Source organism: Devosia sp. Micro-HW1 (assembly GCF_056341075.1).
Window position 1 is genome coordinate 1,622,240 of the sequence record NZ_CP094375.1, and the last position, 26,465, is coordinate 1,648,704.

At 63.4% G+C, this 26,465-nt stretch carries 22 protein-coding genes; 10 read left to right on the forward strand and 12 right to left on the reverse strand.

Annotated features, from left to right (window positions below; genetic code table 11):
* The first annotated feature begins 198 nt into the window (after window positions 1–198).
* The gene (locus MQW79_RS07720) at window positions 199–1,158 is read left to right on the forward strand and encodes a glutathione S-transferase family protein (protein ID WP_476587803.1); all 960 of its coding nucleotides are present in this window, start codon (window positions 199–201) and stop codon (window positions 1,156–1,158) included.
* Between the two features lie 285 nt (window positions 1,159–1,443).
* On the opposite strand, the gene MQW79_RS07725 is transcribed toward MQW79_RS07720, so the two are convergent.
* A complete protein-coding gene (locus tag MQW79_RS07725; protein ID WP_476587804.1) occupies window positions 1,444–1,917 on the reverse strand; it encodes an NUDIX domain-containing protein in 474 nt (157 codons plus the stop codon).
* A gap of 113 nt (window positions 1,918–2,030) precedes the next feature.
* Between MQW79_RS07725 and MQW79_RS07730 the strand changes: the two genes are divergently transcribed.
* Window positions 2,031–2,921 (forward strand): metallophosphoesterase family protein, encoded by an 891-nt coding sequence (locus tag MQW79_RS07730; RefSeq protein ID WP_476587806.1) that lies wholly within the window; start codon window positions 2,031–2,033, stop codon window positions 2,919–2,921.
* A 175-nt stretch (window positions 2,922–3,096) separates the two neighbouring features.
* Window positions 3,097–3,498 (forward strand): DUF1801 domain-containing protein, encoded by a 402-nt coding sequence (locus MQW79_RS07735; protein ID WP_476587808.1) that lies wholly within the window; start codon window positions 3,097–3,099, stop codon window positions 3,496–3,498.
* A gap of 43 nt (window positions 3,499–3,541) precedes the next feature.
* On the opposite strand, the gene MQW79_RS07740 is transcribed toward MQW79_RS07735, so the two are convergent.
* Complete coding sequence (locus tag MQW79_RS07740; RefSeq protein WP_476587809.1) at window positions 3,542–4,198, reverse strand: glutathione S-transferase family protein; 657 nt, start codon at window positions 4,196–4,198, stop codon at window positions 3,542–3,544.
* A gap of 88 nt (window positions 4,199–4,286) precedes the next feature.
* On the opposite strand from MQW79_RS07740, the gene MQW79_RS07745 reads away from it, so the two are divergent.
* The 3 genes from MQW79_RS07745 to murD all read left to right on the forward strand — a co-directional run bounded on the left by MQW79_RS07745 (window position 4,287) and on the right by murD (window position 7,446).
* Window positions 4,287–4,655, forward strand: coding sequence for a DUF2200 domain-containing protein (locus MQW79_RS07745; RefSeq protein WP_476587810.1), 369 nt, complete (start codon window positions 4,287–4,289; stop codon window positions 4,653–4,655).
* Between the two features lie 171 nt (window positions 4,656–4,826).
* Window positions 4,827–6,158, forward strand: a complete 1,332-nt coding sequence (locus tag MQW79_RS07750; RefSeq protein ID WP_476587811.1) for a MurL-like N-terminal domain-containing — start codon at window positions 4,827–4,829, stop codon at window positions 6,156–6,158.
* Window positions 6,148–7,446: a UDP-N-acetylmuramoyl-L-alanine--D-glutamate ligase gene (gene murD, locus MQW79_RS07755; protein ID WP_476587812.1), complete on the forward strand. Its 1,299-nt coding sequence runs from the start codon at window positions 6,148–6,150 to the stop codon at window positions 7,444–7,446. Before MQW79_RS07750 ends, murD begins: the two co-directional genes overlap by 11 nt.
* Window positions 7,447–7,579: 133 nt before the next feature.
* On the opposite strand, the gene MQW79_RS07760 is transcribed toward murD, so the two are convergent.
* A complete protein-coding gene (locus MQW79_RS07760) occupies window positions 7,580–9,343 on the reverse strand; it encodes a hypothetical protein (RefSeq protein WP_476587813.1) in 1,764 nt (587 codons plus the stop codon).
* A gap of 280 nt (window positions 9,344–9,623) precedes the next feature.
* Between MQW79_RS07760 and MQW79_RS07765 the strand changes: the two genes are divergently transcribed.
* Window positions 9,624–10,070: an ANTAR domain-containing protein gene (locus MQW79_RS07765; protein WP_476587814.1), complete on the forward strand. Its 447-nt coding sequence runs from the start codon at window positions 9,624–9,626 to the stop codon at window positions 10,068–10,070.
* Window positions 10,071–10,304: 234 nt separating this feature from the next.
* Here the strand turns inward: MQW79_RS07765 and MQW79_RS07770 are convergent, their stop codons facing one another.
* The gene (locus MQW79_RS07770) at window positions 10,305–10,853 is read right to left on the reverse strand and encodes an MgtC/SapB family protein (protein WP_476587815.1); all 549 of its coding nucleotides are present in this window, start codon (window positions 10,851–10,853) and stop codon (window positions 10,305–10,307) included.
* Between the two features lie 168 nt (window positions 10,854–11,021).
* Here MQW79_RS07770 and MQW79_RS07775 point away from each other — a divergent pair, with 168 nt between their 5' ends.
* A complete protein-coding gene (locus MQW79_RS07775) occupies window positions 11,022–12,497 on the forward strand; it encodes a diguanylate cyclase domain-containing protein (RefSeq protein WP_476587816.1) in 1,476 nt (491 codons plus the stop codon).
* Between the two features lie 4 nt (window positions 12,498–12,501).
* Here the strand turns inward: MQW79_RS07775 and MQW79_RS07780 are convergent, their stop codons facing one another.
* Entirely contained in the window at window positions 12,502–12,660 is a 159-nt protein-coding gene (locus tag MQW79_RS07780) for a hypothetical protein (RefSeq protein WP_476587818.1), read from the reverse strand.
* Window positions 12,661–12,796: 136 nt separating this feature from the next.
* Between MQW79_RS07780 and ade the strand changes: the two genes are divergently transcribed.
* Together ade and MQW79_RS07790 are read left to right on the forward strand one after the other, a co-directional pair.
* Complete coding sequence (gene ade / locus MQW79_RS07785; protein ID WP_476587819.1) at window positions 12,797–14,503, forward strand: adenine deaminase; 1,707 nt, start codon at window positions 12,797–12,799, stop codon at window positions 14,501–14,503.
* A gap of 359 nt (window positions 14,504–14,862) precedes the next feature.
* On the forward strand, window positions 14,863–16,491 hold the full coding sequence (locus MQW79_RS07790; RefSeq protein WP_476587820.1) for a CocE/NonD family hydrolase: 1,629 nt from the start codon (window positions 14,863–14,865) through the stop codon (window positions 16,489–16,491).
* A 152-nt stretch (window positions 16,492–16,643) separates the two neighbouring features.
* Here the strand turns inward: MQW79_RS07790 and MQW79_RS07795 are convergent, their stop codons facing one another.
* The 7 genes from MQW79_RS07795 to MQW79_RS07825 form a co-directional block, all read right to left on the reverse strand.
* A complete protein-coding gene (locus MQW79_RS07795; protein ID WP_476587821.1) occupies window positions 16,644–18,812 on the reverse strand; it encodes a malate synthase G in 2,169 nt (722 codons plus the stop codon).
* A gap of 182 nt (window positions 18,813–18,994) precedes the next feature.
* Window positions 18,995–20,296 carry a guanine deaminase gene (gene guaD / locus MQW79_RS07800; protein ID WP_476587822.1) on the reverse strand — a complete coding sequence of 434 codons (1,302 nt, stop codon included), beginning with the start codon at window positions 20,294–20,296 and terminating at the stop codon, window positions 18,995–18,997.
* Window positions 20,293–21,519 (reverse strand): urate hydroxylase PuuD, encoded by a 1,227-nt coding sequence (locus tag MQW79_RS07805; RefSeq protein WP_476587823.1) that lies wholly within the window; start codon window positions 21,517–21,519, stop codon window positions 20,293–20,295. The genes guaD and MQW79_RS07805 overlap by 4 nt, the downstream gene beginning before the upstream one ends.
* Before the next feature lie 283 nt (window positions 21,520–21,802).
* The gene (locus MQW79_RS07810; RefSeq protein WP_476587825.1) at window positions 21,803–22,888 is read right to left on the reverse strand and encodes a BMP family ABC transporter substrate-binding protein; all 1,086 of its coding nucleotides are present in this window, start codon (window positions 22,886–22,888) and stop codon (window positions 21,803–21,805) included.
* 54 nt (window positions 22,889–22,942) lie between these two features.
* Window positions 22,943–23,872: an ABC transporter permease gene (locus MQW79_RS07815; protein ID WP_476587827.1), complete on the reverse strand. Its 930-nt coding sequence runs from the start codon at window positions 23,870–23,872 to the stop codon at window positions 22,943–22,945.
* Complete coding sequence (locus tag MQW79_RS07820; RefSeq protein ID WP_476587829.1) at window positions 23,869–24,951, reverse strand: ABC transporter permease; 1,083 nt, start codon at window positions 24,949–24,951, stop codon at window positions 23,869–23,871. Before MQW79_RS07820 ends, MQW79_RS07815 begins: the two co-directional genes overlap by 4 nt.
* Window positions 24,948–26,465, reverse strand: coding sequence for an ABC transporter ATP-binding protein (locus MQW79_RS07825; RefSeq protein WP_476588201.1), 1,518 nt, complete (start codon window positions 26,463–26,465; stop codon window positions 24,948–24,950). Before MQW79_RS07825 ends, MQW79_RS07820 begins: the two co-directional genes overlap by 4 nt.

The window sequence follows — 26,465 nt, forward strand, 5'->3', positions numbered from 1 at the left end:
TGGGAATATTGGGTCCATGAACCTGATTTCCTCCGTCGCGCCGCTGCTGTGCCCCGGATGCATAACGGATTGTTACGCCAATCCGGTCTTATCCTTTGCCTTGGGCGCCATTAGCTCTGTGTCAGCACTGCAACCGGCTGGCTGTTTGTCGATTTGGTCAGGCAAACCCGACAGCAAGATGACCGAAAGGCAAATTCAATGGGACAGTTGATCGACGGAAAGTGGTCGACCCAGTGGTATGACACCAAGAAGACCGGCGGAAAGTTCGTCCGTTCGCAGGCCGGATTCCGCAACTGGGTCACCGCAGATGGCGCGCCCGGCCCCTCCGGCACCGGCGGCTTCCTCGCCGAGGCCGACCGCTACCATCTCTATGTGTCCTTGGCCTGTCCCTGGGCCCACCGCACCCTGATCTTCCGCCAGCTCAAGGAGCTGACGGGCCTCATCTCTGTTTCCGTGGTCGCGCCAAAAATGCCCGACGAAACCGGCTGGAGCTTCGACAAAGCCGGGGGCTCCACCGGCGACGCCCTCCTGGGCAAGGATACGCTCTGGCAGGTCTATACCGAGGCCGACCCGCACTATACCGGCCGCGTCACTGTCCCCGTGCTTTGGGACAAGAAGACCAATACGATCGTTTCCAACGAAAGTTCGGAAATCATCCGCATGTTCAACTCGGCCTTCAACGAGCTGACCGGCAATACCGACGACTACTATCCCGCCGACAAGCGCGAGCAGATCGACGCGATCAATGCCCGCGTCTATGACGACATCAACAATGGGGTCTACAAGGCCGGCTTTGCCACCACGCAGGAGGCCTATGACGAGGCCGTCTCAAAACTCTTCGAGGCGCTGGACTGGGTCGAGGGTCTTCTGGGCGACAACGCCTATCTGACCGGCGACAGCATTACCGAGGCCGACTGGCGTCTCTTCACCACGCTGGTGCGGTTCGACGCGGTCTATGTCGGCCACTTCAAGTGCAACCGCAAGCGCATCGCCGATTACCCCAACCTGTCGCATTATCTCAAGGCGCTGTATGAAGTACCCGGGGTCAAGGAAACGGTCGACCTCGACCATATCCGCACCCACTATTACTGGAGCCACACGACCATCAATCCGCACCGGATCATCCCGATCGGCCCTGAACTACCGTTCTTGGATTGATTGGCTAGGCTCAGGCATCAACCCTCGGGCCTGACCCGAGGGCCACTCAGAACGAGCGCTGCGTCTCTTGTTCACCGTCACCACCCGGCTTGACCGGGTGGTCCATGCACAAGCGAGGGGGATTGCGCTCGATGCCACTTTTCCTCGCCCCCTCGGGGAGAGGTGGCTCGGCGCAGCCGAGTCGGTGAGGGGGAACCATCCGCGGCGCCGACGCGGTGGCGGCGTCCCCCTCATCCGGCGCTACGCGCCACCTTCTCCCCGAGGGGGAGAAGAATAAGGTCGGCGCTAATACCCCCAGACCGTCCGCTTCTCGACGCCGTCAAAATACTCGTCGATCCGCTGGCTCGTGGCCGGGGTCACCTTTTCAGGCAGGGCACGGCGGTCGAACCAGCCGATCTCGGCAATCTCGTGGTCCGGCTTGCGGTCGAACTCGAACTTGAATTGCTTGGCCACGTAGAACGCGACGTGATCCCGATCGGTCACCGGGCTCGAATTGTGATAGAGCCCGAACAACTCCATCCGCCCCACAACGCTGTAGCCGGTTTCTTCCAGCGTCTCGCGGGCCCCTGCTTCCTCGAAGGTTTCCCCCGGCCCGACGCCGCCACCCGGAAATTGCCAACCCGGCACATAGGTGTGGCGGATGAGGAGAACCTTGTCGCCATCCACCACCATGACGCGCGCTCCCACGGTCATGCGATGCCAGAGCCCCTTGAGGGTCAAAAACACCTTGGCGCGCACGCGCTGGAAGCGATTCATCATCGGCTGGCTCTCCGTTTGGCCCCCTCGGTAGCAGAGCTTGGCCCGCGACAAAATCGTGTGTTGTGTCGATTGAACGTTTTCTTGGGCCCCACGTTCTGGCAAAACCCCCCGCGATGATCACCCTGGCGCACATCTCCGACATCCACCTTTCGCCCATGCCCCATGTCGGCATGCGCGACCTGGTGGGCAAGCGCATCACCGGCTTCCTCAACTGGAAGCTCAAGCGCCATGGCGAGATGAACACCGAGACACTCTCCCAGCTCGTTGCCCACATGCAGGAGCAGAATGCCGATTTCACCGCCGTCACCGGCGACCTGACCAATCTGGCGCTCAACAGCGAAGTCGAACGCGCTGGCAACTGGCTGCGCGCCCTGGGCGGCCCCGATCGCACCGCCGTCTGCCCGGGCAATCACGACGCCTATGTCCCTGGCGCCCTGGACTATGCACGCGAGCAGTGGGGCGACTATCTCAAGGGTGAAACCCTCGAGGGCGAAGCCTTTCCCTTCGTCCGGCGCGTGGGAGAAATGGCCATCATTTCCTGTTCCAGCGCCGTCCCGACGCCGCCTTTCATGGCCATCGGCCGTTTTGAGGAAAAACAGGCCGCCCGCCTCAGCCGCATCCTCAAGCTTCTCGGCGATGCCGACTATTTCCGGGTCGTCCTGATCCACCATCCGCCCAATGCGGAACTGCAGCACCCCTCCTTCGGCCTCAAGGGCCACCGCCTGTTCCGCCAGGTCATTGCGGATGCCGGGGCCGAGCTGGTCCTGCATGGCCACACCCACCGCTCCTCGATCCACCACATTCCGGGCAAGACCCACGAAGTGCCGGTCATCGGCGTCGCCGCCGCCAGCGCCGCCCAGGGCGGCACGCTCGACGATCCGGCCCGCTACAATCTCTTCCGCATCGAAAAATCCGGCGGCGAATGGCGCTGCACCATGCGCGAATACGGCTTCCAGCGTTTGGGTGCAGATATCGTCATGCGCATGCAGATGCGAATCTACTGAGCGTAGCTCGCTACCCAGCCCATCGTCATTGCCGGGCTTGTCCCGGCAATCCAGCTAGTTGGGGCATGGACCACAGGGACGAGCCCGGTGGTGACGGAGGGGGACGAATATCCCCCCGTCGAAATCCCCCCGCTTCCCTCGTCGTCGCGATATAATCGCGCCGAGGGAGGCCCGCATGACCGTCACCAAACCCACCACCATCGATGAATACAACGCCGCGCAGTTCGACGAATTCCGCCTGATCTGCGACGACCTCCGCACCATCATCGACCGCGTGCTGACCGACGCGGAAAGCAAGATCTGGCATGCCCATCCGGTCTGGTTCCTCGATGGCAACCCGATCGTGGGCTATTCCAAGCTCAAGGGTCCGGTGCGCCTGCTGTTCTGGAACGGCCAGTCCTTCGAGACGCCGGGGCTGGAAAAGGAAGGCACGTTCAAGGCCGCCGAAAAGCGCTACACTTCGCCTACCCAGATCAACGACAATGAACTGGTCAGCTGGCTTGAAGAAGCCCGCAACGTGCAGTGGGACTACAAGAACATCGTCAAGCGCAAAGGACGGCTTGAGCGCCTGATGTAGGCTACCGTGCTGTGCTTCCCCATCCACAGGTGTGTGCCCAGCCTCACCACTCTGCCGGCGGTTCACCAGAATAGAGTTCGTGCTGCGCCGCATAGGCCCGTTGATAGGCCGACCGCGCCTCGGCCCGCGCAATATAGGCCGCAAGGTTGGGAAACTCCGCCACCAGCGCCGAATCTGCCCGACGCAACACCAGCACCATCATGATGTCGCCGGCAGAAAAATCGCCGTCCAACCAGTCCTTCTCGCCAAGCACCGCCGACAGGTCCGCCAGCCGCACGCGGATGCGGTCGTCGAGAAACGCCAGGCGCTCCACGCTGTACCAGCTCTGCCCGGCATCGGTAAAATCCGCCTGCTCGCGCTCGACAATGGGCGGCTCCACCGTGGCCACTGCCGCAAACATCCAGGTCACCGCCCGTGCCCGCGCACCCGGATCCTCCGGCAACAAACCCGCATGAGTCTGGGCCAGGTGGTGGATGATACCGCCGGACTCGAAAAGCTTGAGCCCACCGTCCTCATAGGCCGGGATTTGCCCAAAGGGCTGGCGCGCCCGGTGTTCAGGCTGCTTCATCTCCTTGAACGTCACGAAGCGCACCTCATAGGGCTGGCCCACCTCCTCAAGAGCCCAGCGCACCCGCATGTCCCGCGCCATGCCCATGCCGCCATCGGGCGACCATTTGAAGACGGTGAGGATCGGCAGCATCGGACAGCTCCAGTTCTGGATACACCCTGGCGACGAACGACACCCGGCCGGCTCGACACCGTCAGCGGTCTCACAGTATTCTGCCGCCATGAACTACGAAAACCATCGCATCTACGGCATGAGCGTCGCCAGCGTCTATGTCCACTACATCACCAAGGCGGAACGCAAGGGCCGCACCAAGGATGAAGTGGACGAAGTAACCCGCTGGCTGACCGGCTATAGCCAGGCCGAGCTGGACAAGGCGCTGGAAGAAAAGGCCACCTTCCAGGACTTTTTCGACAACGCCCCGCGCCTCAATCCCAACCGCTTCCTCATCAAGGGTGTCATCTGCGGTGTTCGCCTCGAAGAAATCGATCACCCGCTGATGCGCGACCTGCGCTATCTCGACAAGCTCGTGGACGAATTGGCCAAGGGCCGGCCGATGGAAAAGATCCTCAGGGTCCCGCCCGCCGCTTAGCATGATCGGACCGGCTTATGCGCGTCGGCGTGCGCCATTCGGGCCTCACCCTCATCGCCTTCTCCCCTCAAATCGTGCCACTGGCATGTTTTGCCTGCGGGACGGCTCCACGCCCCACTCCCGCCACGGCAGCAAATCACCTATATGGTGATTGAAGCCAGCGAGTTGCCCGTGACCGAATTCTTCCGTATCGAGAGCCCATCCTTCGATCCCGCCACTGGCGAGGCGCGTTTTCCCTACACGCTCAATGAGCTCAGCTTTACCGAAGTCCTGACCCTGCCCTCGGGCGCCGACACGGACGCTGCCGCCTCCCCGAACTTTGCAAAACTGCTTGGTCTCACCGCACTCGTCCTTGGCGTCAGTTACTTCAAGCTGCGCGCGCCCCTCTCGATCGAGGCCCCGTCCATTCCGCTCACCGCGGCCGAACGCGCCTTCGTCATCGATGTCTATGAGAATGGACTGGGTGAATTCTATGCCCGTAATGAGCTGGCCCGCTTCGGCAAGCTCAGCCTGACCGCTCCTGCCGACGCCACCGAGCGCCAGAGGCCCATTGCCCTGCCCGAGCGCACCCTGCTCCCCATTGGCGGCGGCAAGGACAGCCTCGTCAGTGTCGACCTCCTGACCCATACCGGCCAGCAGTTCACGCCCTTCGCGGTCAACCCCAAGGGCCCGATCGTCACCTCCATCGACGCGATTGGCGTCGCGCCGGTCTATGTGACGCGCAAGCTGGACCCGGAAATGATCCGCCTCGGCCAGGTCGAGGGCTTTTACAATGGCCATGTTCCCTCGACGGCCATCAATTCCATGATCGCTTCGCTCTGCGCCCTGCTCTACGGCTACAACCAGATCGCCTTGTCCAATGAGCGCTCGGCCAGTGAAGGCAATGTGGTGTTCGACGGGCGCGAGACCAATCACCAATATTCCAAGTCGCTCGGCTTCGAACTGCTGATTTCGGATACGCTCGCCAATGCCACTGGTGGCGCGCTGAAATATTTCTCGCTGCTGCGTCCCTATTCGGAAGCGCGCATCGCCTCGCTCTTCACCAAGGAAAAGAAGTTCGACAGCGTCTTTTCAAGCTGCAACCGCAATTTCCGCCTCAACGGCAATGACGGTCCGCTCTGGTGCGGTGAATGTCCCAAGTGCCACTTCGTCTTCCTGATCTTCGCGCCCTTCATGGCTAAGGACCGGATGCTCAGGATTTTCGGCAAGAACCTGCTCGACGAACCGGCCAACGAACAGTCCTTCCGTGAGCTGGCAGGCCTCACCGGCCAGAAGCCGTGGGAATGCGTTGGCGAAATTCTCGAAGCCGCCGCCTGCTTCTATACGCTGACCCGCCACGCTGACTGGCATGAGGACGCCATTGTCCGCGCCATCAAGGCCGATCTCTTCGCCCAGTATGGCGAGGAAAAGCTGCAGCTCGCCATGGCCGAGTGCCTGACCGACAGCCACGACCACCACATTCCCCCGGCGCTCGCCGCCAAGGTGGCCGCCTATGCGGTTTGACACTCCGGTCCTGCTCTATGGTGCCGGCCGCGAGGCCCTCTCTACTCGCGCCTTCCTGAAGGCGCGCCAGCCGGAGCTGAAGGTCTTCGTCGCCGTCGATAGCGGCAGCGCCGACATTCCGGACACCGAGCAGATTGCCATCGAAGACCTGCCCGCTTCCATTGCCGCAGGCCGCTTCGGGCTGATCGTCAAAAGCCCCGGTGTCTCGCGCTACAAGCCAGTCTTCGATGCCGCACGAGTGGCCGGGGTGCCGATCACCTCGAACCTCAATCTCTGGGGCGCCACATACAGGCACAGCCGCACGGTCATCGCCATTACCGGCACCAAGGGCAAGTCGACCACCGCCACGCTGACCCATCTGATGCTCACCCGCTCGGGCATCGACGCGGGCCTGGCCGGCAATGTCGGCCTCGCCCCGCTCGAAATCGCCGACAAGCATGCAGTCGTGGTCTTCGAGCTTTCGAGCTACCAGACCGCAGACATGAATTTCCTGCCCGACGTGGCCGCGCTCACCAACCTCTATCCCGAGCATGTCGACTGGCACGGCTCGGTCGAGCGCTATTATGCCGACAAGCTTCACCTGATCGACCGCGATGGCGCCTTTGCCGTTGCATTGGGTGCGGCCGCGCGGGGCAATGCCCTCGTTGCCAAGGCCGTGCGCGACCATCGTCGCCTCCTGCCCGACCTGACACCGGAGCAGAACCGCATCATCGAGAACGCGGTGGCTCATTCGCGGCTGCGCGGCGCCCACAACCTCGACAATGCCCTGCTCGCCGCCCAGATCGCCCTTGGCGTCGGCGGCACGATGGATGGCATTCTTCTCGGCATTGCCGCTTTCAGGCCCCTGCCCCATCGCCTCGAGGAACACGGCATCGGCGGCATCACGGTCGTCAACGACTCGATCTCGACCACGCCCGAAGCCACCAAGGCGGCCCTCGCCGCCTATCCGGGCCGTCGCATTGCCCTCATCGCCGGCGGTCATGAACGAGAGCAGGATTACACCGAACTGGCGGCCCTGCTCGCCCTGCGCGGCGTCACCACGCTCGTCACCCTGCCGGTCACCGGCCAGCGGCTGGCGACCGCCACCCGGGCTGTCGCACCTGATCTGGACGTTGTCGAAGCGCCTGATCTCGACGCTGCCATTGCCGCTCTGGGCGCCAGGCGGTCCCGTTTCGACACGGTGATCCTGTCGCCCGGCGCGCCGTCCTACAATCAGTTCAGGAACTTCGAGGAACGTGGCACCCGCTTCATCGAATTATGCCGCAAAGGCTTTTCGCCGGCCCAGTAGGGGCGGAAGAACACCCAGAACCATGCTCCAAGGACCATGAGCGGGGCGTGCGCTTTGCCCATGAGCACCGGAGGGGCGGAAAGCTGGCATTTGCAGCCCGCCATCTCTGAATCCCACGCGCCCTGGGCGACGCTCAGTAGGCGCCCTCGATACTGGCTTCCGGCACGCCGGCTGCGACGAGCGCCTGCCTGATCCGGCCGATCAGGTCCTCATCAGACATTCTGACCCGCAACCGCCGCAGGATGCCATAGCCGCGGAACGTCGGCTGTTCGAGAATTCTGGGCAGCGACTCCGCCAGCACCTTTGCATCATCCGCATCATGCGCGACGAGCAGGGCCACGATTGGCCCGAGCTCCTTGTCGACCCGGGCGCATTCCTGGGCCAATCGCGCGGCAGTTTGCAGGTTCTGTTCCTTCCAGGCGCCCAGTGCCGGCACACATTCAAACCAGTCCGGCACCTCCAGCGGCGGCACCGCGTCAATGGCGCGTCGCGCCAGCGGCAGGGCCGCGTCGAGGCGACCGACCAGCGACAGCAACCGCGCATAGGCTGCCATGGCGTCAATATTGGCGGAGTTGAGCTGCAGCGATGTTCCATAGGCGGCCAGCGCCTTTTCGTGCTCGCCCTGCGCCTCGTAGAGCCGGGCCTGCTGTTCCCAGACAAAGCTGCTCGTAGGCGCTATGCGCAGGGCCTGCACCAGCATGTTGTCGGCCTGGGCATATCGATCGCGCTGCGCCTCCTCGGCCCAGCGCGCATCCAGCGGAGCCTCGGCCACCAGACTGGCGCGTGCGGCCAGGACATTCCCGTTCATCTCCGCCGATTCCGGCAGCGCCCGCAGGCAGGCATCCAGTCGCGCCGCAGTGCCCGGGCTGGGCAGTGTCCGATAGGCGACGAACAGGATGCTGCACAGATAGAAGTTTTCCTGGCCGGAAATGTCGGTGCGCGCCAGCAGTTCGCGCGCCTTGAAATGCAGCGGGCCGCGCGGGCCGCCCAGCCTCAGGATCAGTTCCTGCGAAACGAAGGAAATGCCGCCCGCCTCGCTGATCCGCTCCGCCGAGATCGTTGACGCCCAGTTCCACACGACACTATTGGTGGCCGCATCGGTCAGGATGGCGCTGAACTGGTAGTCGGTCTCGACCGCGCTGTCGCGGCGGACGATGCCGGTCAGCACGAAATCCTCGACGCGGGTAGCGCCGTCAATATCACCGCGCCCCCCGAACAAGACATCGACAATCAGCAGCGGATCGAAATCGGTCACCAGTTCGACCGCGAGGGCCGCAATGGAGGGGGAGAGCCTGTTGTCACCGGTCAGGTTCTGGAATTCCATGATCCTGAGACGCGGCATCTGCATCGCCCCCGACACGGCAACCTGCTGATCGCGCCGCGGCCCCCAGGTCGCAAGCGAATAGGTCGCGGCCACGGCGCCCAGCGCCAGCACCAGGAGCACGAACCATGAAAGGGTCACATGGCCGCGCGGCCTGCCCCGGCTGGTAGGCACGGGCTGCGCTTTGGCAGGCTCCGGCGGCGGCGGCGCAGCAACCGCAGCCACGGGCATGTCGTCGGCAGCGACGAATTCCGGGACATATCGCCCTATAGGCAAGAGAATCCGTATCGGATCGTCTGCGCCCGGGCCGCGATAGTATTGATCGAGCAGCCCGCGCAGCCGCCGCGCCTGCACCCTGACGATCGGATCAGCCTGCGGATCGAAATCGGGAGCGCGCCCGAAAACGTCGACGGCAATGGAGTAAGCCTTGATCGACTGTGCGTCGCCGCGCAGCCGGCGCTCGACGATATAGGTGAGAAAATTGGCCAGTTGCGGCGAGCGTGCGATCTCGGGCCAGGCCACGAGGCTGGCAAGGGCCCGATTTACCCCCTCACTATCCGCCACGATCTCCGCCACACTATGCCCCTGAAACCTCAAGGGAACTGTGCGCCGCTTTACATGTAAAACGCAAGGCGGGTAACCCTGGTTTTACCTGATTTTGCCTCCCCGCGCAGACTCGTTTCAATCATACGCCGTCTCGTCGACGTCACGAACGCGACATGTTCCCCGTGCGGTCAGGCCCCGCCGGGCGTGTTCTACAAATCGTATAAACCACACTGCCCGAGCCGGAATGGCTTTGGACAGCGCTGGCGTTTTGTTCTGTTCGGAGCCCACGCGGCGTGGGATGAGGTGACTTGTGTACGCAGTTTTCGACGACACGCCATTCATCGCGTTGATTGATGATGACGGTCATTCCGCCCACCTGCTGACCCGCATGCTGCTGGCGCATGGGGCTCCGGATGTGAAGCACTTCAACCTGCCGACGGCCGGTGAAGCCTTCCTGACTGCGAACCTGGCCGATGTCCGCCACGAATGGCCGGGACTGGTGATTGTCGATCTCAAGGCCCATAGCGGCGCGAATCTCGAATTCGTGATCCGCAACCAGGCGCTGCTCCGGCAAAAGGGTGTTCCCCTTGCCGTCATGACGCAGACGACTGATCGGGCGGGGCGAGAGGCCCTGCACGATGCCGGGGCCTCCGCCGTTTTCTTTCGGCAGGCCGACCGCGATGCCTATCGGCACGAGGTCGCCTCCATAGTCAGTTTCTGGGCGCGCAGTCAGCGCCTGGATGCGGTTGGCATGTGACTCCTGCGTCCACAGGTTACATGCCTAGGCGGAGAGTGAAGCTGCAGTGAGGTCGTCAGACCAGGCTGCATTCCCAAGCGACACTCTCCGCCGTTTGAAAAGATCGGTGGTCTGCACCGCCGCCGATCCTTGGCGCGATCTTGTTCGCAAGGTCCTGCGCATGGGCGCGGGCACGGCACCTCCCGGTCGTGTCCCGTACGGGGGGAGAGGCAAATCGCCGCTGGCGCATGTCCCTCAGCGCTGCTCGGCACGCCTGTTTGTCTCTCCCCGCGGCCCTTCCGGGCTCTGGGATGCCCCTTGCCGCTCTTTGCCCCTGATGACGTGATGCGCCACGGCGCGCAACGCCGCCATCACCACCACGGCCAGCACGGCGACGCCTGTGGCGATCAGATAATATCCCAGCGCCGTCGCCAGGCCCACCGCGCCGGCCAGCCACATGCCAGCCCCCGTGGTCAGCCCCTGTACGCCCGCACCGCTCCTGAAGATGGCACCGGCCCCCAGAAACGCGATGCCGGCGGTGACAGCCTCGACCGCGCGGATCGGGTCGGCCTGCGGCCCCTGGGCACCGGATTCGATAGTGTGGAAAATCTCGAAGGCGAGGATCGTGAACAGGGCCGCGGCGACCGACACCAGAATATGGGTCCTCAGGCCCGCTTCGGCCGTGTTTATTTCCCGCTCGATGCCAATCAGTGCCCCCAGCGCGGCCGCGATGGCCAGCCTGATCGCGATGATATGCGCGGGCAGATAAGTCTCCACCCAACCAAACTCGTTGCCGATATCCATTTCGCTGTGCCGCTCGACATTGTGACGCTTCTGCGACAACCCGCAACAGCGCGCCCCGGTTCCGCGCCGCGATACCGCTCATTAACGCAGAAAATCGAAGCCGATCCGAGATTAAGCCCGTGCTAACGGGCTTCTCCCAGATTTGCCCCGCAACGTTCGGGGGCAAAGATGCGCTTGTCGGGATCGACGCAGTTCACGGCCCGGTTCCTGCTGCCCATCGCAGTGGTCACCGGCATCACCATTGGCGCCTTGGCATGGTTCCTTGCCTGGTCGGCGCAGCGCGTCGATGACAATGCCCTTGCCCGCGACAAGGCCTTGCTCGAACGCGCCATCGCCGAACTTGGCAACCAGCTCTATCTCGCTCAGGACGAGGTCGCCGTCTGGGACGAGGCGGTGGAGGCCGTCGCTTCCGGCGACCAGCAATGGCTGGTCGAAAATCTGGGCACCTATGCCTACGATTCCTATGGCCACAATCGCAGCCTGATCCTTGATGCGTCAGGCGCGCCGATCATGGCCATGCGCGAGGGCGGTCACATCCGCTCCAAATCTGCCACCGAGGCGGCTGCCGAATTGGCGCCGATGCTGGCCAAACTGGCTTCCGTCGAAATCGAAGCGCAGATTTCCGCCTACAATTCCGGCGTAAGCGACGAAGCGCCCCATGTCATGGATTTCGCGCTTTATGAGGGTCACCCCGCGCTCGTTTCGATCATGCCAATTCTCTCCTATAGCGGAGAGAACGCGCCTGCTCCCGGCACCGAGGCTCTCTATGTCTCGGTCCTGCTGCTTGACGAGACGTCCGCCACCTATCTGGGTGACCAGTACAGGATTACCGGCCCGGAATTCGTCACCGTGCCACCGGACCCGGATACTGGTGCACACCTGCCGATTACCAACAAGGCTGGCCAAGTCATCGCCTGGCTTACCTGGCAGGCCGATCACTCCGGCACGCGCCTGTTGCAGACTGCCATGCCCGCTCTGGCCTCCGCTTTCGCCATCGGCGTGCTGATTGTGGCTCTGCTCCTTGCCAGCCTTTACCGCGCGATGACCGCGTTGCAGGCGCAGCGCGAAGAGGCGAGCCACCGCGCCCTGCATGATCCCCTGACCGGACTGGGCAATCGCAGCCTGTTCCGCACCCGTCTCCATGAAGGCTTCCGCGCCATGCCGGCGGGCGAGCCTCGCCTCGCCGTGCTGGCTCTCGATCTCGACCGGTTCAAGCAGGTCAATGACACGCTCGGCCATGCCGCCGGCGACGAACTGCTCACGGCCGTCGCTGCCCGGCTTGCGACATTGATGCGGCCTGAGGATACGCTGATCCGGTTCGGCGGCGACGAATTCGCCATCATCATGCCGGGCATCCACGGCCACGCCCAGCCGCAGGCGCTCGCAGAGGCCATTATCGAGACCTTGTCCCGCTCGGTTCAACTGTCAGCCGGTACGGTGTCCATCGGCGTCAGCGTCGGTATCGCCACCGCGCCGGACCTGGCTCATGACGAAACGGAGCTGCTGCGTTTTGCCGATGACGCCCTCTATCGGGCCAAGGATGGCGGGCGCAACCGGTACTGTCTCTACACACCCGACGCGCCGCCCGAGCCGGCCCGACGCCAGGCGCAACTGCACGATGCTTTCATGCGTCAATCCGCCTGAGGCATCAGGGCTGGGCCGGCTGCATCATCCCGAAGACGAAATAAATCACTGCGAATGCGACGACGATAGTCACCAGCGAAAACACCAGCACCCGGAGGTTCATTTTTCGCGGGCTGGCCTGGCGCACTTCGGTCGTGTTCTTGTCGGGGTCGTAGGTCTCCATGCGGTACTCCTGTTTTTTGCGTCTTGTTGAACCAACGGCGCGTGCGACGCTGGGTTCCCCCCATGCGTCGCAAGGGGCTTGACGCCGCGACCACCCAAGCCGACCCTTCGGCATGAACAGCAATGAGAACAAGACCATGACCGATCCCGCCCTCCTCACCCGCATGATCATGGCCGGGCAGGGCAAGGAAAAGGCTGATCTGGTCATCAGGAACATCGGCCTGCTCGATGTCATCACTGGCGCCGTCACCATCACCGACATCGCCATTGTCGCCGATCGTATCGTGGGCACCCACGGCACCTATGAGGGCCACGAAACCCTCGACGGCACGGGCCGTTTCGCGGTGCCCGGTTTCATCGACACGCATCTGCATATCGAATCCTCGCTGGTGACACCGCTCGAATTCGACCGTTGCGTGCTGCCCTACGGCGTCACCACCGTGCTCTGCGACCCGCACGAAATCGCCAATGTACTGGGGGCCGAGGGCCTGCGCTATTTCCTCGACAGCGCCGAACGCACCATCATGGATGTGCGCGTCAACCTCTCCTCCTGCGTGCCCGCCACGCCTTTTGAAACATCCGGCGCCCGTCTCGAAATCGACGACCTGCTGCCGTTCAGGGACCACCCCAAAGTGGTCGGCCTCGCCGAAGTTATGAATTTCCCGGGCGTGCTCAACGCCGATCCGGGCATTCTCGCCAAGCTCGTCGCCTTCCAGGATGGGCATATCGATGGCCATGCGCCGCTGCTCCTCGGCCAGGCGCTCAATGGCTATCTCGCCGCCGGCATCCGCACCGACCACGAAGCCACATCAGCCGCCGAGGCGCGCGAGAAGCTCGCCAGAGGCATGGCCATCCTCATCCGCGAAGGATCGGTCTCGAAGGATCTCAAGGCGCTTGCCGAAGTGCTCGACGAAAACACGTCGAGCTTCGTCGCCCTTTGCACCGACGATCGCAATCCCCTGGACATAGCCGAGGAAGGCCATCTCGACAGCTCCATCCGTCGCCTCATCGCCATGGGCCGGCCCCTGCACCACGTCTACCGCGCCGCCAGTCATTCGGCTGCGCGCATTTTCGGCCTCAGGGATCGCGGTCTCATCGGCCCCGGCTGGCGCGCCGATATTGCCATTCTCGACAGCCTTGAAGAGTGCCGCGTTTCCGATGTCATCGCCGCGGGACGTCTGGTGACGCCGGAGCTCTTTGCACTCAGGGACCCGGTCGCCCCGGTCGGCCTCTCCTCGATGAAGGCCAGTCCGGTTTCCCCCGACGCCTTCATCACCGAACCAAAGCCCGGCCAGAATCGCGTTCCCGTCATCGGCGTCCGACCCGGCCTCATCCTCACCTTCCGCGAGGAAGTAACGCTGGCGACCTCCGATACGGGCCTCCAGCCCGACCTCGATGCCGATGTGATAAAAGTCGCGGTCATCGAGCGCCACGGCAAGAACGGCAATATCGGCCGCGCCTTCGTCACCGGCTTCGGTCTGAAGCGGGGCGCCATCGCCTCGTCCGTCGGCCATGATAGCCACAACATCACCGTGGTCGGCGCCAATGACGGGGACATGGCTGTGGCCGTCAATCGCCTGATCGAGCTGGGCGGCGGCTTTGCCGTGGCCGACGGCGGCAAGGTCACGGCCGAACTGGCCCTCCCCATTGCCGGGCTCATGAGCCTCAAGAGCTTCGAAGATGTCGCCCACGATCTCCACCAGCTGCGCGACGCTGCAAAAGCGCTCGACTGCGTCCTGCCCGAACCCTTCCTGCAGGTGGCCTTCCTCGCTCTGCCTGTGATCCCGCACCTCAAGATGACCGACCGCGGCCTCTTCGACGTCGACAAGTTCGATTTCGTCTAGAGTCATCCGGCGGTTGCAGCACCCCCACCCTTCATCCCTCCCCACAAGGGGAGGGAGACGATGAACACCGGCGACTGATGCCTGCGCCTCCCTCCCCTTTGATGGGGAAGGAATGGGGGTGGGGTGACGGGCCGAGCACGAGGCTTAGGTTATCCCCCTCCATTCCATAGGCAAGAATTCCCGCCATGGTGGGATTTCACCCACGACTGAGTTCCGTCGCAGCGACAGGCCGAGCCGCTCACAATCATGCCTCTTGGCATGTGGCCTCGCATGCACCAGATTCAGCCCGTCGGCAGCGTGTTGTGTGAAGGACGAGCCATGAATTCGAGCTTGGTCGCCGCAATGGGAGGCCCGATCCAATGAGCGTGTCCTCTCACTACTTTGCCTGGGTCGAAGACCTGCCGCCGCGCCTCAACGGGGTGCGCCGCAAGCGTGGCATTGCCGTCCCCATGGCCGACGGCATCATCCTCAAGACCGATCACTACGCCCCCGACAGTCCCGGCCCTCACCCTACGATCCTGATGCGTCTGCCCTACGGACGGCGTGGCTTTGCCGGCATTGCCGAGGCCTATGCCGAGCGTGGCTTCCATGTCGTCATCCAGGCCTGTCGGGGCACCGAAAAATCCGGCGGCGAATTCGACCCCTTCGCCAATGAGCGCGCCGATGGCCTGGCCACCCTCGACTGGATCAAGGCCCAGAGCTGGTATGACGGGCGCATCGGCCTCACCGGCCCGTCCTATCTGGGCTATGCGCAGTGGGCGATCAGCGATGCCCTGCCCGAAACGGCAGCTTTGGCGACCAAGGTGACCACGACCGATTTTCGCCCTGTCGTTTTTCCCGCCGGGGCCTTTCACCTCAATCTGTGGTTGAGCTGGGTTCAGGTCATCGAAGGACTCCGCCGTCGCCCATTGCACACCGCTGCCCGCATGTTCTCCGGCGACATCGAGCGCCGCACCGAAAAGGCCGCCGCCGTCCTGCCGCTGCTCGAAGCCGACAAGAAGGCGGTAGGCCACCCTATCGGCTTCTGGCGTCACTGGTTCGAACACGCCATCGGCAATGATGCCTTCTGGGCCGATCTCGACCATCGCCACCGTCTCAGCGAAAACACCCCGCCGGTCCATTTCATCTCCGGCTGGTTCGACTTCATGGTCGATCCGCTTCTGGCCGACTACCAGCGGCTGGTGGAACTTGGCCACCGGCCCTATCTCACCATCGGCAGCTGGTTTCACATCGCCGAGGAATTGCAGCGCGACAACCTGCGCGAAACGCTGAACTGGATGCGCGCATGGCTGCTGGATGACCATTCTGGCCTGCGCGACCGCCCGGTTCGCCTGCACATATCAGGCCGCAATGAATGGCATGAATTCGACGCCTATCCGCCCGGCCCGCCATCGCCGCTCACCTGGCAGATTGGCAGCAACGGCATCCTGGCGAACAACAGCCCGTCCGGCACAGGCAGCGACACTTATCGCTATGACCCGGCGAGGCCCACCCCCAATCTGGGCGGTGCCATCTTTGCCTTTACCGGCGCCGGCTCCATCGACAACGCCGCGCTGGAAGCGCGCTCCGACGTGCTGCGCTATACCAGCCGCGTTCTCACCAGCGAGATGACCATCATCGGCCAGTGCCGCGTTGCCCTCGTCGCCCGCGCTGCCCTGCCCCATGCCGACTTTTTCGTCCGCCTCAACGATGTCGGACCCGATGGCGTCTCACGCAATATCTGCGATGGCTTTGTGAGGGTCACGCCGGAGACGCCACGTGACGACAACGGGCGCTGGCAGCTCGTCATCCCGCTGCACGCCACCGCCCACACCTTCCTGCCCGGTCACCGGCTACGCCTGCTCGTCGCCTCGGGCGCGCATCCCCGCTACGCCCGCAACATGGGCACCGATGAGCCTATCAGCACCGCGACCATCCTCGTCGCCAACGATGTGGAGATCTTTCACGAGGGCACGAGCGTGACGCTACCGACTTATGTGGTGGATTAACTGCAGGGAAAGCCCCGCTCGCCACACCCACCGCGCCGCCCTCGGGCCTGACCCGAGGGCCACCAGTCTCAAACGCGGGTTTGGCGGCTGTCCCGATTGGTCCTCGCGTCAAGCCCGAGGACGGCCCTGTGGTTGTGGCGGTTTCTGTCGTCCTACCTCCCAGCCGCGTCCCTTGCCTTCACTTTCCGCCGCGCAGCATGCAGCAGCGGCTCGGTATAGCCCGAAGGCTGGTCCGCCCCATGCAGGGCCAGGTCCAGCGCCGCGGTAAAGGAGACAGACTGGAAATTCTCGGACATCGGCCGATAGAGCGGGTCTCCGGCATTCTGCCCGTCCACGACGGCGGCCATACGCTCGAACACCGAAGTCACCTCGTCGCGGCTGACGAGGCCGTGGCGTAGCCAGTTGGCCACTGCCTGGCTCGAAATGCGGCAGGTGGCGCGGTCTTCCATCAGCCCGACATTGTTGATGTCAGGCACCTTGGAACAGCCCACACCCTGCTGCACCCAGCGCACCACATAGCCCAGAATGCCCTGCGCATTGTTTTCAAGTTCACGGGTGATCTCCTCGCGGCTGAGCGAATAGGGTGCCTGCACCGGCATCGAGAAGAGTTCGCCCAGACCCGGCAGCGCCTGGTTGTGCCGACGCTTCTGGGCCTCGAACACATCGACCTGGTGATAGTGCAGCGCATGCAGTGTTGCCGCGGTCGGCGAGGGCACCCAGGCCGTATTCGCGCCGGCATTGGGGTGGCCGATCTTGGCCTCCATCATCGCCGCCATGTCGTCGGGACGCGCCCACATGCCCTTGCCGATCTGCGCCCGGCCCGAAAAACCACAGGCCAGCCCGATCAGTACATTGCGATCCTCATAGGAGGAAATCCAGCGCTCGGACTTGATCTCGTCCTTGCGCAGTACCGCGCCCGCTTCCATCGAAGTGTGGATCTCGTCGCCGGTCCGGTCGAGAAACCCGGTATTGATGAAGAACACGCGTTGCCGCGCCTCGTAGATCGCCGCCTTCAGGTTAGCCGAGGTCCGGCGCTCCTCATCCATGATGCCGATCTTGATCGTATTGGGCTTCAATCCGAGGAAGCCTTCCACCGACGCGAAAATGGCGCAGGCAAAAGCCACTTCCTCGGGCCCATGCATCTTGGGCTTTACGACGTAGATCGCGCCCTCGCGCGCATTGGCGCCCTTGTCGTGCATGGCGCAGAGCGCCGTCACCGCGGCGTCCATCAGTCCTTCGCCGATGGGCTTGCCCTCGAGCAGCACCGCATCCGTGGTCATCAGGTGCCCCACATTGCGCACCAGCAGCAGCGAGCGCCCCTTGAGCACCAGTTCCCCGCCCGACGCCGCCCGATAGACGCGATCCGCCTTGAGGCGCCGGGTGACCGTCTGGCCACCCTTTTCGAACGTGTCCTCCAGCGTGCCGGTCATCAGGCCCAGCCAGTTGCGATAGACCCCGACCTTGTCCTCGGCATCGACGGCCGCAACCGAATCCTCGCAATCCTGGATCGTGGTCAGCGCAGCTTCGACGATGACATCGGAAAGACCCGCCGCATGCGACGCGCCGATCGTGCTCGACTTGTCGATGACCAGCACCGCATGCAGGCCATTATGCCGCAGCACGATCTCGGCCTTGCCGCCCTTATCCGCATATCCCACAAAGGCCGCGCGGTCCTGCAGCGTCGCCGGACCCGCCTTGGTGTCGATGATGAAGTTGGCGATGCCGCCCTGCTCGGCCACCATATAGGCGGTGACATCGGCATGGCTGCCCGTGCTCAGCGGGAAGGCCTCGTCGAGAAACTGTGCCGCCCGCTTGACCACCGCCGCGCCGCGCGCGGGATTATAGCCCTTGCCGGGCACCAGGTCGCCATCGCGGGCAATGACATCGGTGCCATAAAGCGCGTCATAAAGGCTGCCCCAGCGCGCATTGGCAGCATTGAGCGCATAACGCGCATTGCTGACCGGCACCACCAGCTGCGGCCCGCAGGTGCTGGAGATTTCCGGGTCGAGCCCCTCGGTTTCGATGGTAAAATCAGCCGGCTCGGGCACCAGGTAGCCGATTTCCTTGAGGAAGAATTCGTAGCCCTGCGGATTGTTGGCCACCGGACCATACTTGCGATGCCAGTCGTCGATCTTGGCCTGGATGTCGTCGCGCTTGGCCAGCAGCTTTGCATTGGTCGGCACATGTTCGCGGGCAAGATTGGCCAGCCCGTCCCAGAACTGCTCTGCCGTTACAGCCAGCCCCGGCAGCGCTTCGGTTTCGACAAAGTCGACGAGCAGCTTGTGCACGGAAAGGCCGGATTTGGTCTGGTAGTCAGTCATGGAAAGCCTTCTCAAAAGTGAGTCTGGCGCGATCTCCCCGCGCCGTCACCACCCGGCTTGACCGGGTGGTCACAGGATGCCTCAACATCGCTGGATTGCCCGGTCGAGCCGGGCAATGACGATAACTGGAAGATCACGCCCAAATAGTAGGACGGCACGACGTTAGATCAGCGGGGCCGCCCTCACAACCCGACCAAAGTGGACTTCGCCCTTGCACCCGCCACATAGACCTCGGCAATCGCCCTGTCGTCGCCGAGGGTCTGAAGCAGGAAAAGCTCCTCGGCCAGCGTGGTCATCGTTGGGTGGCGCATGCGCATCGTCGGCGTCGCCGCAGCGTCGAGCACGATCAGATCGGCGGCGCGCCCCGGCGCAATCGAGCCGATCGTGTCTTCCAGCCCCAGCGCCTCGGCATTGCCACGCGTCGCCATGTGGAAGCTCGCGAACGGGTTGAGCCGCTGCCCGCGCAGCTGCAGCACCTTGTAGCCCTCGTCGAGCGTGCGCAGCATGGAAACGCTGGTGCCCCCGCCAATATCGGTGGCGATGCCAACCCGCACGCCACTGTTCACCAGCCGCTCTCGGTCGAAGAGCCCCGAGCCAAGAAACAGGTTCGAGGTCGGGCAGAATACCGCCACCGATCCGGTCTCGGCCAGGACGGCGGTCTCACGATGATTGAGGTGGATGGCATGGCCAAGCAGCGTCTTGCGGCCGAGGATCCCATAATCCTCGTAGATGCCGGTATAGTCCTTGGCCTCGGGATAGAGCTCCATCGCATAGCTGATTTCGGCCTGGTTTTCGCTCACATGCGTCTGCACGTAGCAATCGGGATGCTCGGCAACCAGCGCCCGCGCCATCTCCATCTGCTCGGGGGTCGAGGTCAGCGCGAAGCGCGGCGAGATGGCATAGAGCGCCCTGCCCCTGCCGTGCCAGCGGGCGATCAGCGCCTTGGTGTCGTCATAGCCCGATTGCGGTGTGTCGCAGAGTTCTTCGGGGGCGTTGCGATCCATCATCACCTTGCCGCCGACCATGAGCATGTTGCGCCGCTGCGCCTGGGCAAAGAACGCGTCGACCGAGCGCGGATGGCTCGAACAATAGGCGACAGCCGTGGTCGTGCCATGCCGGATCAGCGCGTCGTAGAAATCCACCGCCACCGCATCGGCATGCCCCTGCTGGGCAAACTTCTGCTCCTCGATGAATGTATAGGTATTGAGCCATTCCAGCAGCGAGCCCGCATAGGCCGCCATCATCTGGCTCTGCACATAATGCAGGTGCAGGTCGATAAAGCCCGGCATGATGAGATTGGGCCGATGATCGACAATTACCGCGCCTGACGTATCGGCGCTGTCAAAATCGCCAACCGCAACGACAACCCCATCCTCGATGCTGACGGCGCCATCCTCCAGATAGAGGTAGCTCTCCGTGTCATCGATGGCCTGCGGCGCGCGATGAAAGCTCAGCACCCGCCCGCGCAGTACGGTTCGGCTCATGAGCCCGATCCTTCGCGATACCACTCGACCAGCAGCGCCCGTTCCGCATCGGTCATTTCCGTCACATTGCCCGGCGGCATGGCATGGCTCCAGCCGGCCTGAATGGCGATGGCGTGGGCGTTGTTGGCAATGGCCACGTCATTGTCGAGGATGACATTTTTCGGCGCCTCGTAAATGCCCTCCCACACAGGCTCGGCTGTGTGGCACATGGCGCAGCGCGTCTGCACGGCAAGGCTGGCCGAGGCGAAATGCTCGGTCGCCATGAAGCGTTCACCGGTCGCCGTCACCAGCGTTTCACTGTCCGCACTGGGCAGTTTCGGGCTCGTGGACAGCCAGGCGATGACCAGCATCAGGATGACCGCCACGGCCCAGGTCCAGTGCGGATTGCCCTTCCGCGCATGGCGGGTGTTGAAATAGTGCCTGACCACGACGCCGACGAGGAAGATCAGGCTGGCAATCACCCAGTTCCACTGCGTCGCAAAGGCCAGCGGATAGTGGCTCGAGAGCATGAAGAAGATGACGGGCAGCGTCAGGTAGTTGTTGTGGAGGCTCCGCTGCTTGGCGATCTTGCCATATTTGGCGTCGGGCACGCGTCCCGCCTTCAGGTCCGCCACCACGATCTTCTGGTTGGGAATGATGATCATGGCCACATTGGCGGTCATGATCGTCGCCGTGAAGGCGCCCATATGCAGCATGGCTGCGCGCCCGGTGAAGAGCTGCGTATAGCCCCAGCTCATGGCCACCAGGATGGCGAACAGCACCAGCATCAGCCCGGTGGTCGATTGCCCGATGGGTGACTTGCACAGCGTATCGTAGAGCAACCAGCCCAGCACGATTGACCCTGCCGAAATGAGGATGGCGACCCAGCTCGGCACGTCGAGCACATTGCGGTCGACCAGGAACAGGTCCGCTCCGACATAATAGAGCAGCACCAGCAGCATCGCGCCCGAGAACCAGGTCGCGTAGCTCTCCCATTTGAACCAGGTCAGGTGCTCGGGCAAGAATTCCGGCGCCACCAGGTATTTCTGGATGTGATAAAAACCCCCGCCATGCACCTGCCATTCCTCGCCATGGGCGAGCGGCGGCAGGCTCGGGGTCTTCCTGAGGCCAAGATCGAGCGCAATGAAATAGAACGACGACCCGATCCAGGCGATGGCCGTCACGACATGCAGCCACCGCGCCGCAAACATCGCCCATTCGTAAAGGATTGCCAGTTCGCCCATCTTCTTCTCCGTCCCGCAGGGCAAATCGCTCCAGTGAAGCGATTTGAGGTGAGAAGGCCACGAGAGCTACGCTCGAGTGGCACGAATTCTCACAATTCACCGGCCCCCCTCTCCCCTTGTGGGAGAGGGTGCCCGAACGGCGGGTGAGGGGTATCCCTCCACCCGCGCTGAACCCCTCATCCGGCGCTACGCGCCACCTTCTCCCACAAGGGGAGAAGGGATAAGGAGCCATCAAAAAGGGGCGGGCCGGGACCCGCCCCCTCAATTCACATCAGCCAACCAATCACGCCGGCGGAATGACGCCTTCGACATACCAGTCCATGCTGAGCAGCTCGGCATCGGTCAGGGTCACGCCGGCGGCGACCTTTTCGGCGCCGGTATGGTCGTTGATCGGGCCGGTGAAGATGTTGAACGAGCCATCGATCTGGCCATTCTTGACCGCTTCGGCAGCGGCAATGACATCTTCCGGCACGGTCGGACCGAACGGCCCGATCTGGACTTCGCCTTCCTTGAGGCCCGGCCAGCTGTCCTTGCTCTCCCAGGTACCGTCGATCACGGCCTTGGCAGTCGCCACATAGTGCGGGCCCCAGTTGTCGATGATCGAGGTCAGCTGGGCATTGGGCGCGAAGGCACTCATGTCGGCACCCTGGCCGAAGCCGCCGACAATGCCGCGCTCTTCGGCAACCTGCAAGGCGGCGGGGCCGTCGGTGTGCTGGGCGATCACGTCGATGCCTTGGTCGATCATGGCGCGGGCAGCGTCAGCTTCCTTGGCCGGGTCGTTCCAGGTCGAAATATAGACCGGGGTGATGGTGAAGTCAGGGTTGACCTTGCGGGCCGCGAGCACGAAGGCATTGATGCCCATGACCACTTCCGGGATCGGGAAGGAGCCGATATAGCCGGCCTTGCCGGTCTTGGACATATGGCCGGCCACGGTGCCGCAAACGGCACGGCCTTCATGGAAGCGGGCATTGTAGGTCGCCACATTGGCTGCGCGCATATAGCCGGTCGCGTGCTCGAACTTGATGTCCGGGAACTGCTCGGCAACCTTGATCACCGAGTCACCGAAGCCGAAGCTGGTGGCGAAGATCAGCTTGCAGCCCTGCTGGGCCAGCTCGCGCAGCACGCGCTCGCAGTCCGGGCCTTCCGGAACGTTCTCGACATAGACGGTCTCGACGGCATCGCCGAGTTCTTCTTCGAGCATCAGGCGGCCCTGGTTGTGGGCATAGTTCCAGCCATTGTCATTGATGGTGCCGACCAGCACGAAACCGACCTTGAGCGGTTCGGTCTGGGCGAAGGCCTTGCCGCCGAGCAGCGGCAGGGCTGCGGCGGCAACGCCGGCCTTGAGCATTGTGCGACGATTAAGCGTCATTGTTCTCTCCTGGATGACGGGTCGTATGGATCAGGTCAGTCATTGAGCGCTGGCCTAATTGGTTGGCAAGAACGGCTTGCCGAGGCAGGCCGGGGCATTGGAAGAGGCGTCACGGCGCAGCGATATCAGCACCAGCACCACGATGGTGGCAAGATAGGGCATGGCAGCCCAGAGTTCGGCCGGAATGGCCGACAGCGGCCCGCCACTGGCCTTGGCATAAAGCTCCATGGTCATGACGAGGCCGAAGAGGTAGGCGCCGGCCAGCAGCCGGAACGGCTTCCAGCTCGCGAACACCACCAGCGCCACGGCGATCCAGCCGCGACCTGCGGTCATGCGTTCAGCCCATTGCGGGGTTAGCAGCAGCGGGAAACAGGCCCCGGCAATACCGGCCATCGCCCCGCCAAAGGCCACCGCCGCATAGCGCACACCCACCACCGAATAGCCGATGGAATGGGCCGAAAGGTCGTTCTCGCCAACGGCGCGCAGGATCAGGCCGGTGCGGGTCTTCTTGAGGAACCACCACACGGCAAGGACCATGGCGAAGGAGAAATAGACCAGCGCCGAATAGCCGAACAGCACTCGCCAGACAGGGTGCGTCGCGAGGTCCGCCGGGAAGAACGGCCCCATCAGCGTCACCGGCCGGGCCGAATAGCCCTGACCGGCAAGGGCCGAAAAACCGGTGCCGAAAATCGTCAGCGCCAGGCCCGTCGCCGTCTGGTTGGCCGAAAGGCTGAGGGTCAGGAAGCCGAAGATCAGCGAGGTCGCGACCCCGGCACCGGCGGCACAGAGAATGGCGAGGTAGTGGTTACCGGTCGTGAACAGCACGACGAAGGCGGTGATGGCACCCACCAGCATCATGCCTTCGACGCCCAGGTTGAGGACGCCGGATTTTTCCACCACCAGTTCGCCCAGCGCGGCAATCAGGATCGGCGTCGACGCGCCGACCACGGTGATAATGATGGCAATGATCAGGTCCGTGGTCATGTGCGCGCCTCCCCTTGCGGAGCGACCCGCCTGATGCGGTAGCGCACCAGGATGTCACCGGCCAGAAGGAAGAACAGCATCATCGCCTGGAACACGCCGGTCGCCGAATTGGAGAGGCCGATCGTGGTTTGCGCCACCTCGCCACCGACGAAGGTGATGGCCATCACGATGCCGGCAAAGATCACACCCAGCGGATTGAGCCTTCCGAGAAAGGCCACGATGATCGCCGTGAACCCGTAATTGGTCGGAAAGCCCGGCACCATGCGCTGGAACGGCCCGGCCACTTCGAGCATGCCGGCAAGGCCCGCAAGCCCGCCGCTGACCAGCATGGCCAGCCAGATGGTCTTGTTCTCCGAAAAGCCGCCATAGCGGGCGGCATGCGGCGCCGCGCCCACCACGCGCATCTGATAGCCAAACACCGAACGGGTCATAATGAACCAGGCGATCACGGCCACGATGATGGCAATAGGCACACCCGCATGAACAATGGTCCCGGGAATGATATTGGGCAGCAGCGCCTCGGCCGCAAAGCGCCTGGTCTGCGGAAAGCCCATGCCCATCGGGTCCTTCCAGGAGGCGCGGACGAGATAGTAGATCAGCTGCACCGAGGCATAGGTGAGCATCAGCGACGTCAGGATTTCATTGACGTTGAGCTTTGTGCGCAGCAATGCCGGTATCGCCGCATAGGCTGCGCCACCGGCCACGCCGGCCACCATCATCAGCGGCAGCGTCCACCAGCCGCCAATGCCATGGGTCGACAGCGCCACCCAGGTCGCGGCAAGGCCGCCCATGATATACTGGCCCTCGGCACCTATATTCCAGACATTGGCCCGATAGGCGATGGAAAGCCCGACGCCGATGATGATCAGCGGCGCGGCCTTGACCCCCAGGTCCTGCCACTTGAACGAATTGGTCAGCGGCGTGAGGAAAATTTCCCGCACCGCACCCACGCCATCATAGCCGATGGCCGAGAAGATGATGGCTCCCACCACCATGGTCAGCAGCACCGCCGCGACGGGGGTGGCATAAAGCATGACCTTGGACGGCTCGCGGCGCTTTTCGAGACGGAACTGCATCATGCGGCCTCCACCGTGCCGTGGACGCCGCCCATCAGCAGGCCAATCTCGTCGACGCTGAAATCCTTGACCGGACGAGCCTCGCTCAGCCGGCCCATATTGATGACAGCCAGCGTGTCGCTGAGCGCCCGCAACTCATCGAGGTCCTGGCTGATGACCACGATGGCCGACCCGGCCGAAGCGAGGTCTACCAGCGCCTGGTGGATCGCCGCAGCCGCACCGGCATCGACGCCCCAGGTCGGCTGGCTCACCACCAGCACACTCGGCTTTTGCAGGATTTCCCGGCCCATGATGTATTTCTGGAGGTTACCCCCCGACAGCGAGCCCGCCGTCGAGGCCGGGCCCAGTGCCTTGACCGCGAAATCGGCGATCACCTTGCCGGTATAGGTCCTGGCGGCGCCCGAATTGATCAGCCCCATGACCACCATGCCCAGCCGGTCGCGTGCCGTCAGCACTGAATTGTCCGCGAGGCTGAATTCACCCACGGCCGCGTGGCCATTGCGCTCTTCCGGCACGGCGCAAAGTCCATGCCGCCGCCGCTCGGTCGTGCCCATCATGCCGATGCCCTTGCCATCGATGGTGATGGCGTCGCGGTCCTCGCTGCGGATTTCGCCGCTGAGCGCATCGAGCAGGGCGTTCTGTCCATTGCCGGCCACCCCGGCAATTCCGAGGATTTCCCCGGCCCGGACGGTGAAACTCACATCATTGACCGGAATGTCAAAATGACCGGCCCTTGGTGTTGACAGTCTGTTAACTAATAGCTTCGGCGGGCCGAAGCTGCGGCCCTCCGGCTTGATGATATCCTTGAGCCCCGTACCGATCATTTTCTCGGCCATGGAGCGGCTGGTTTCCTGCTTGGGGTCGCAGGTATCGACCAGCTTGCCGCCGCGCAGGATCGTCGCCGTATCGCACAAGGCTTTGATTTCATGGAGCTTATGCGAAATATAGAGGATCGAGCAGCCCTCGGCCGCGAGCTTGCGCAAGACGGTGAACAACTGCTCCACCTCCTGCGGCGTCAGCACCGAGGTCGGCTCGTCCATGATCAGCAGCTGCGGGTTCAGCAACAGGGCCCGAACGATTTCAATACGTTGCCGCTCGCCCACCGACAGCGTCGCCACGGTCCGGTGCGGATCGAGCAGCAGGCCATAGGCATTCATGACCTCGCGGATTTTCGCTTCGAGTTCCCGCGACGGAATTTTTGCATCCATGCCCAGCGCGATATTTTCGAGCACTGTCAGCGCCTCGAACAGCGAAAAATGCTGGAAAACCATGCCGATACCGAGCTTGCGCGCGGCCTTGGGATTGGGCACGACAACCGGCGCGCCGTTCCAGCGGATTTCGCCGGCGTCGGGCTGCATGATCCCGTAGATCATCTTGACCAGTGTGGATTTGCCCGCGCCATTCTCGCCCAGCAGCGCATGGATTTCCCCCGGCTTGACCGCGAAAGTTACGTGGTCATTGGCCAGAACGCCCGGAAACTGCTTGGTAATGCCGCTCAATTCGAGCCGATTGGGCAT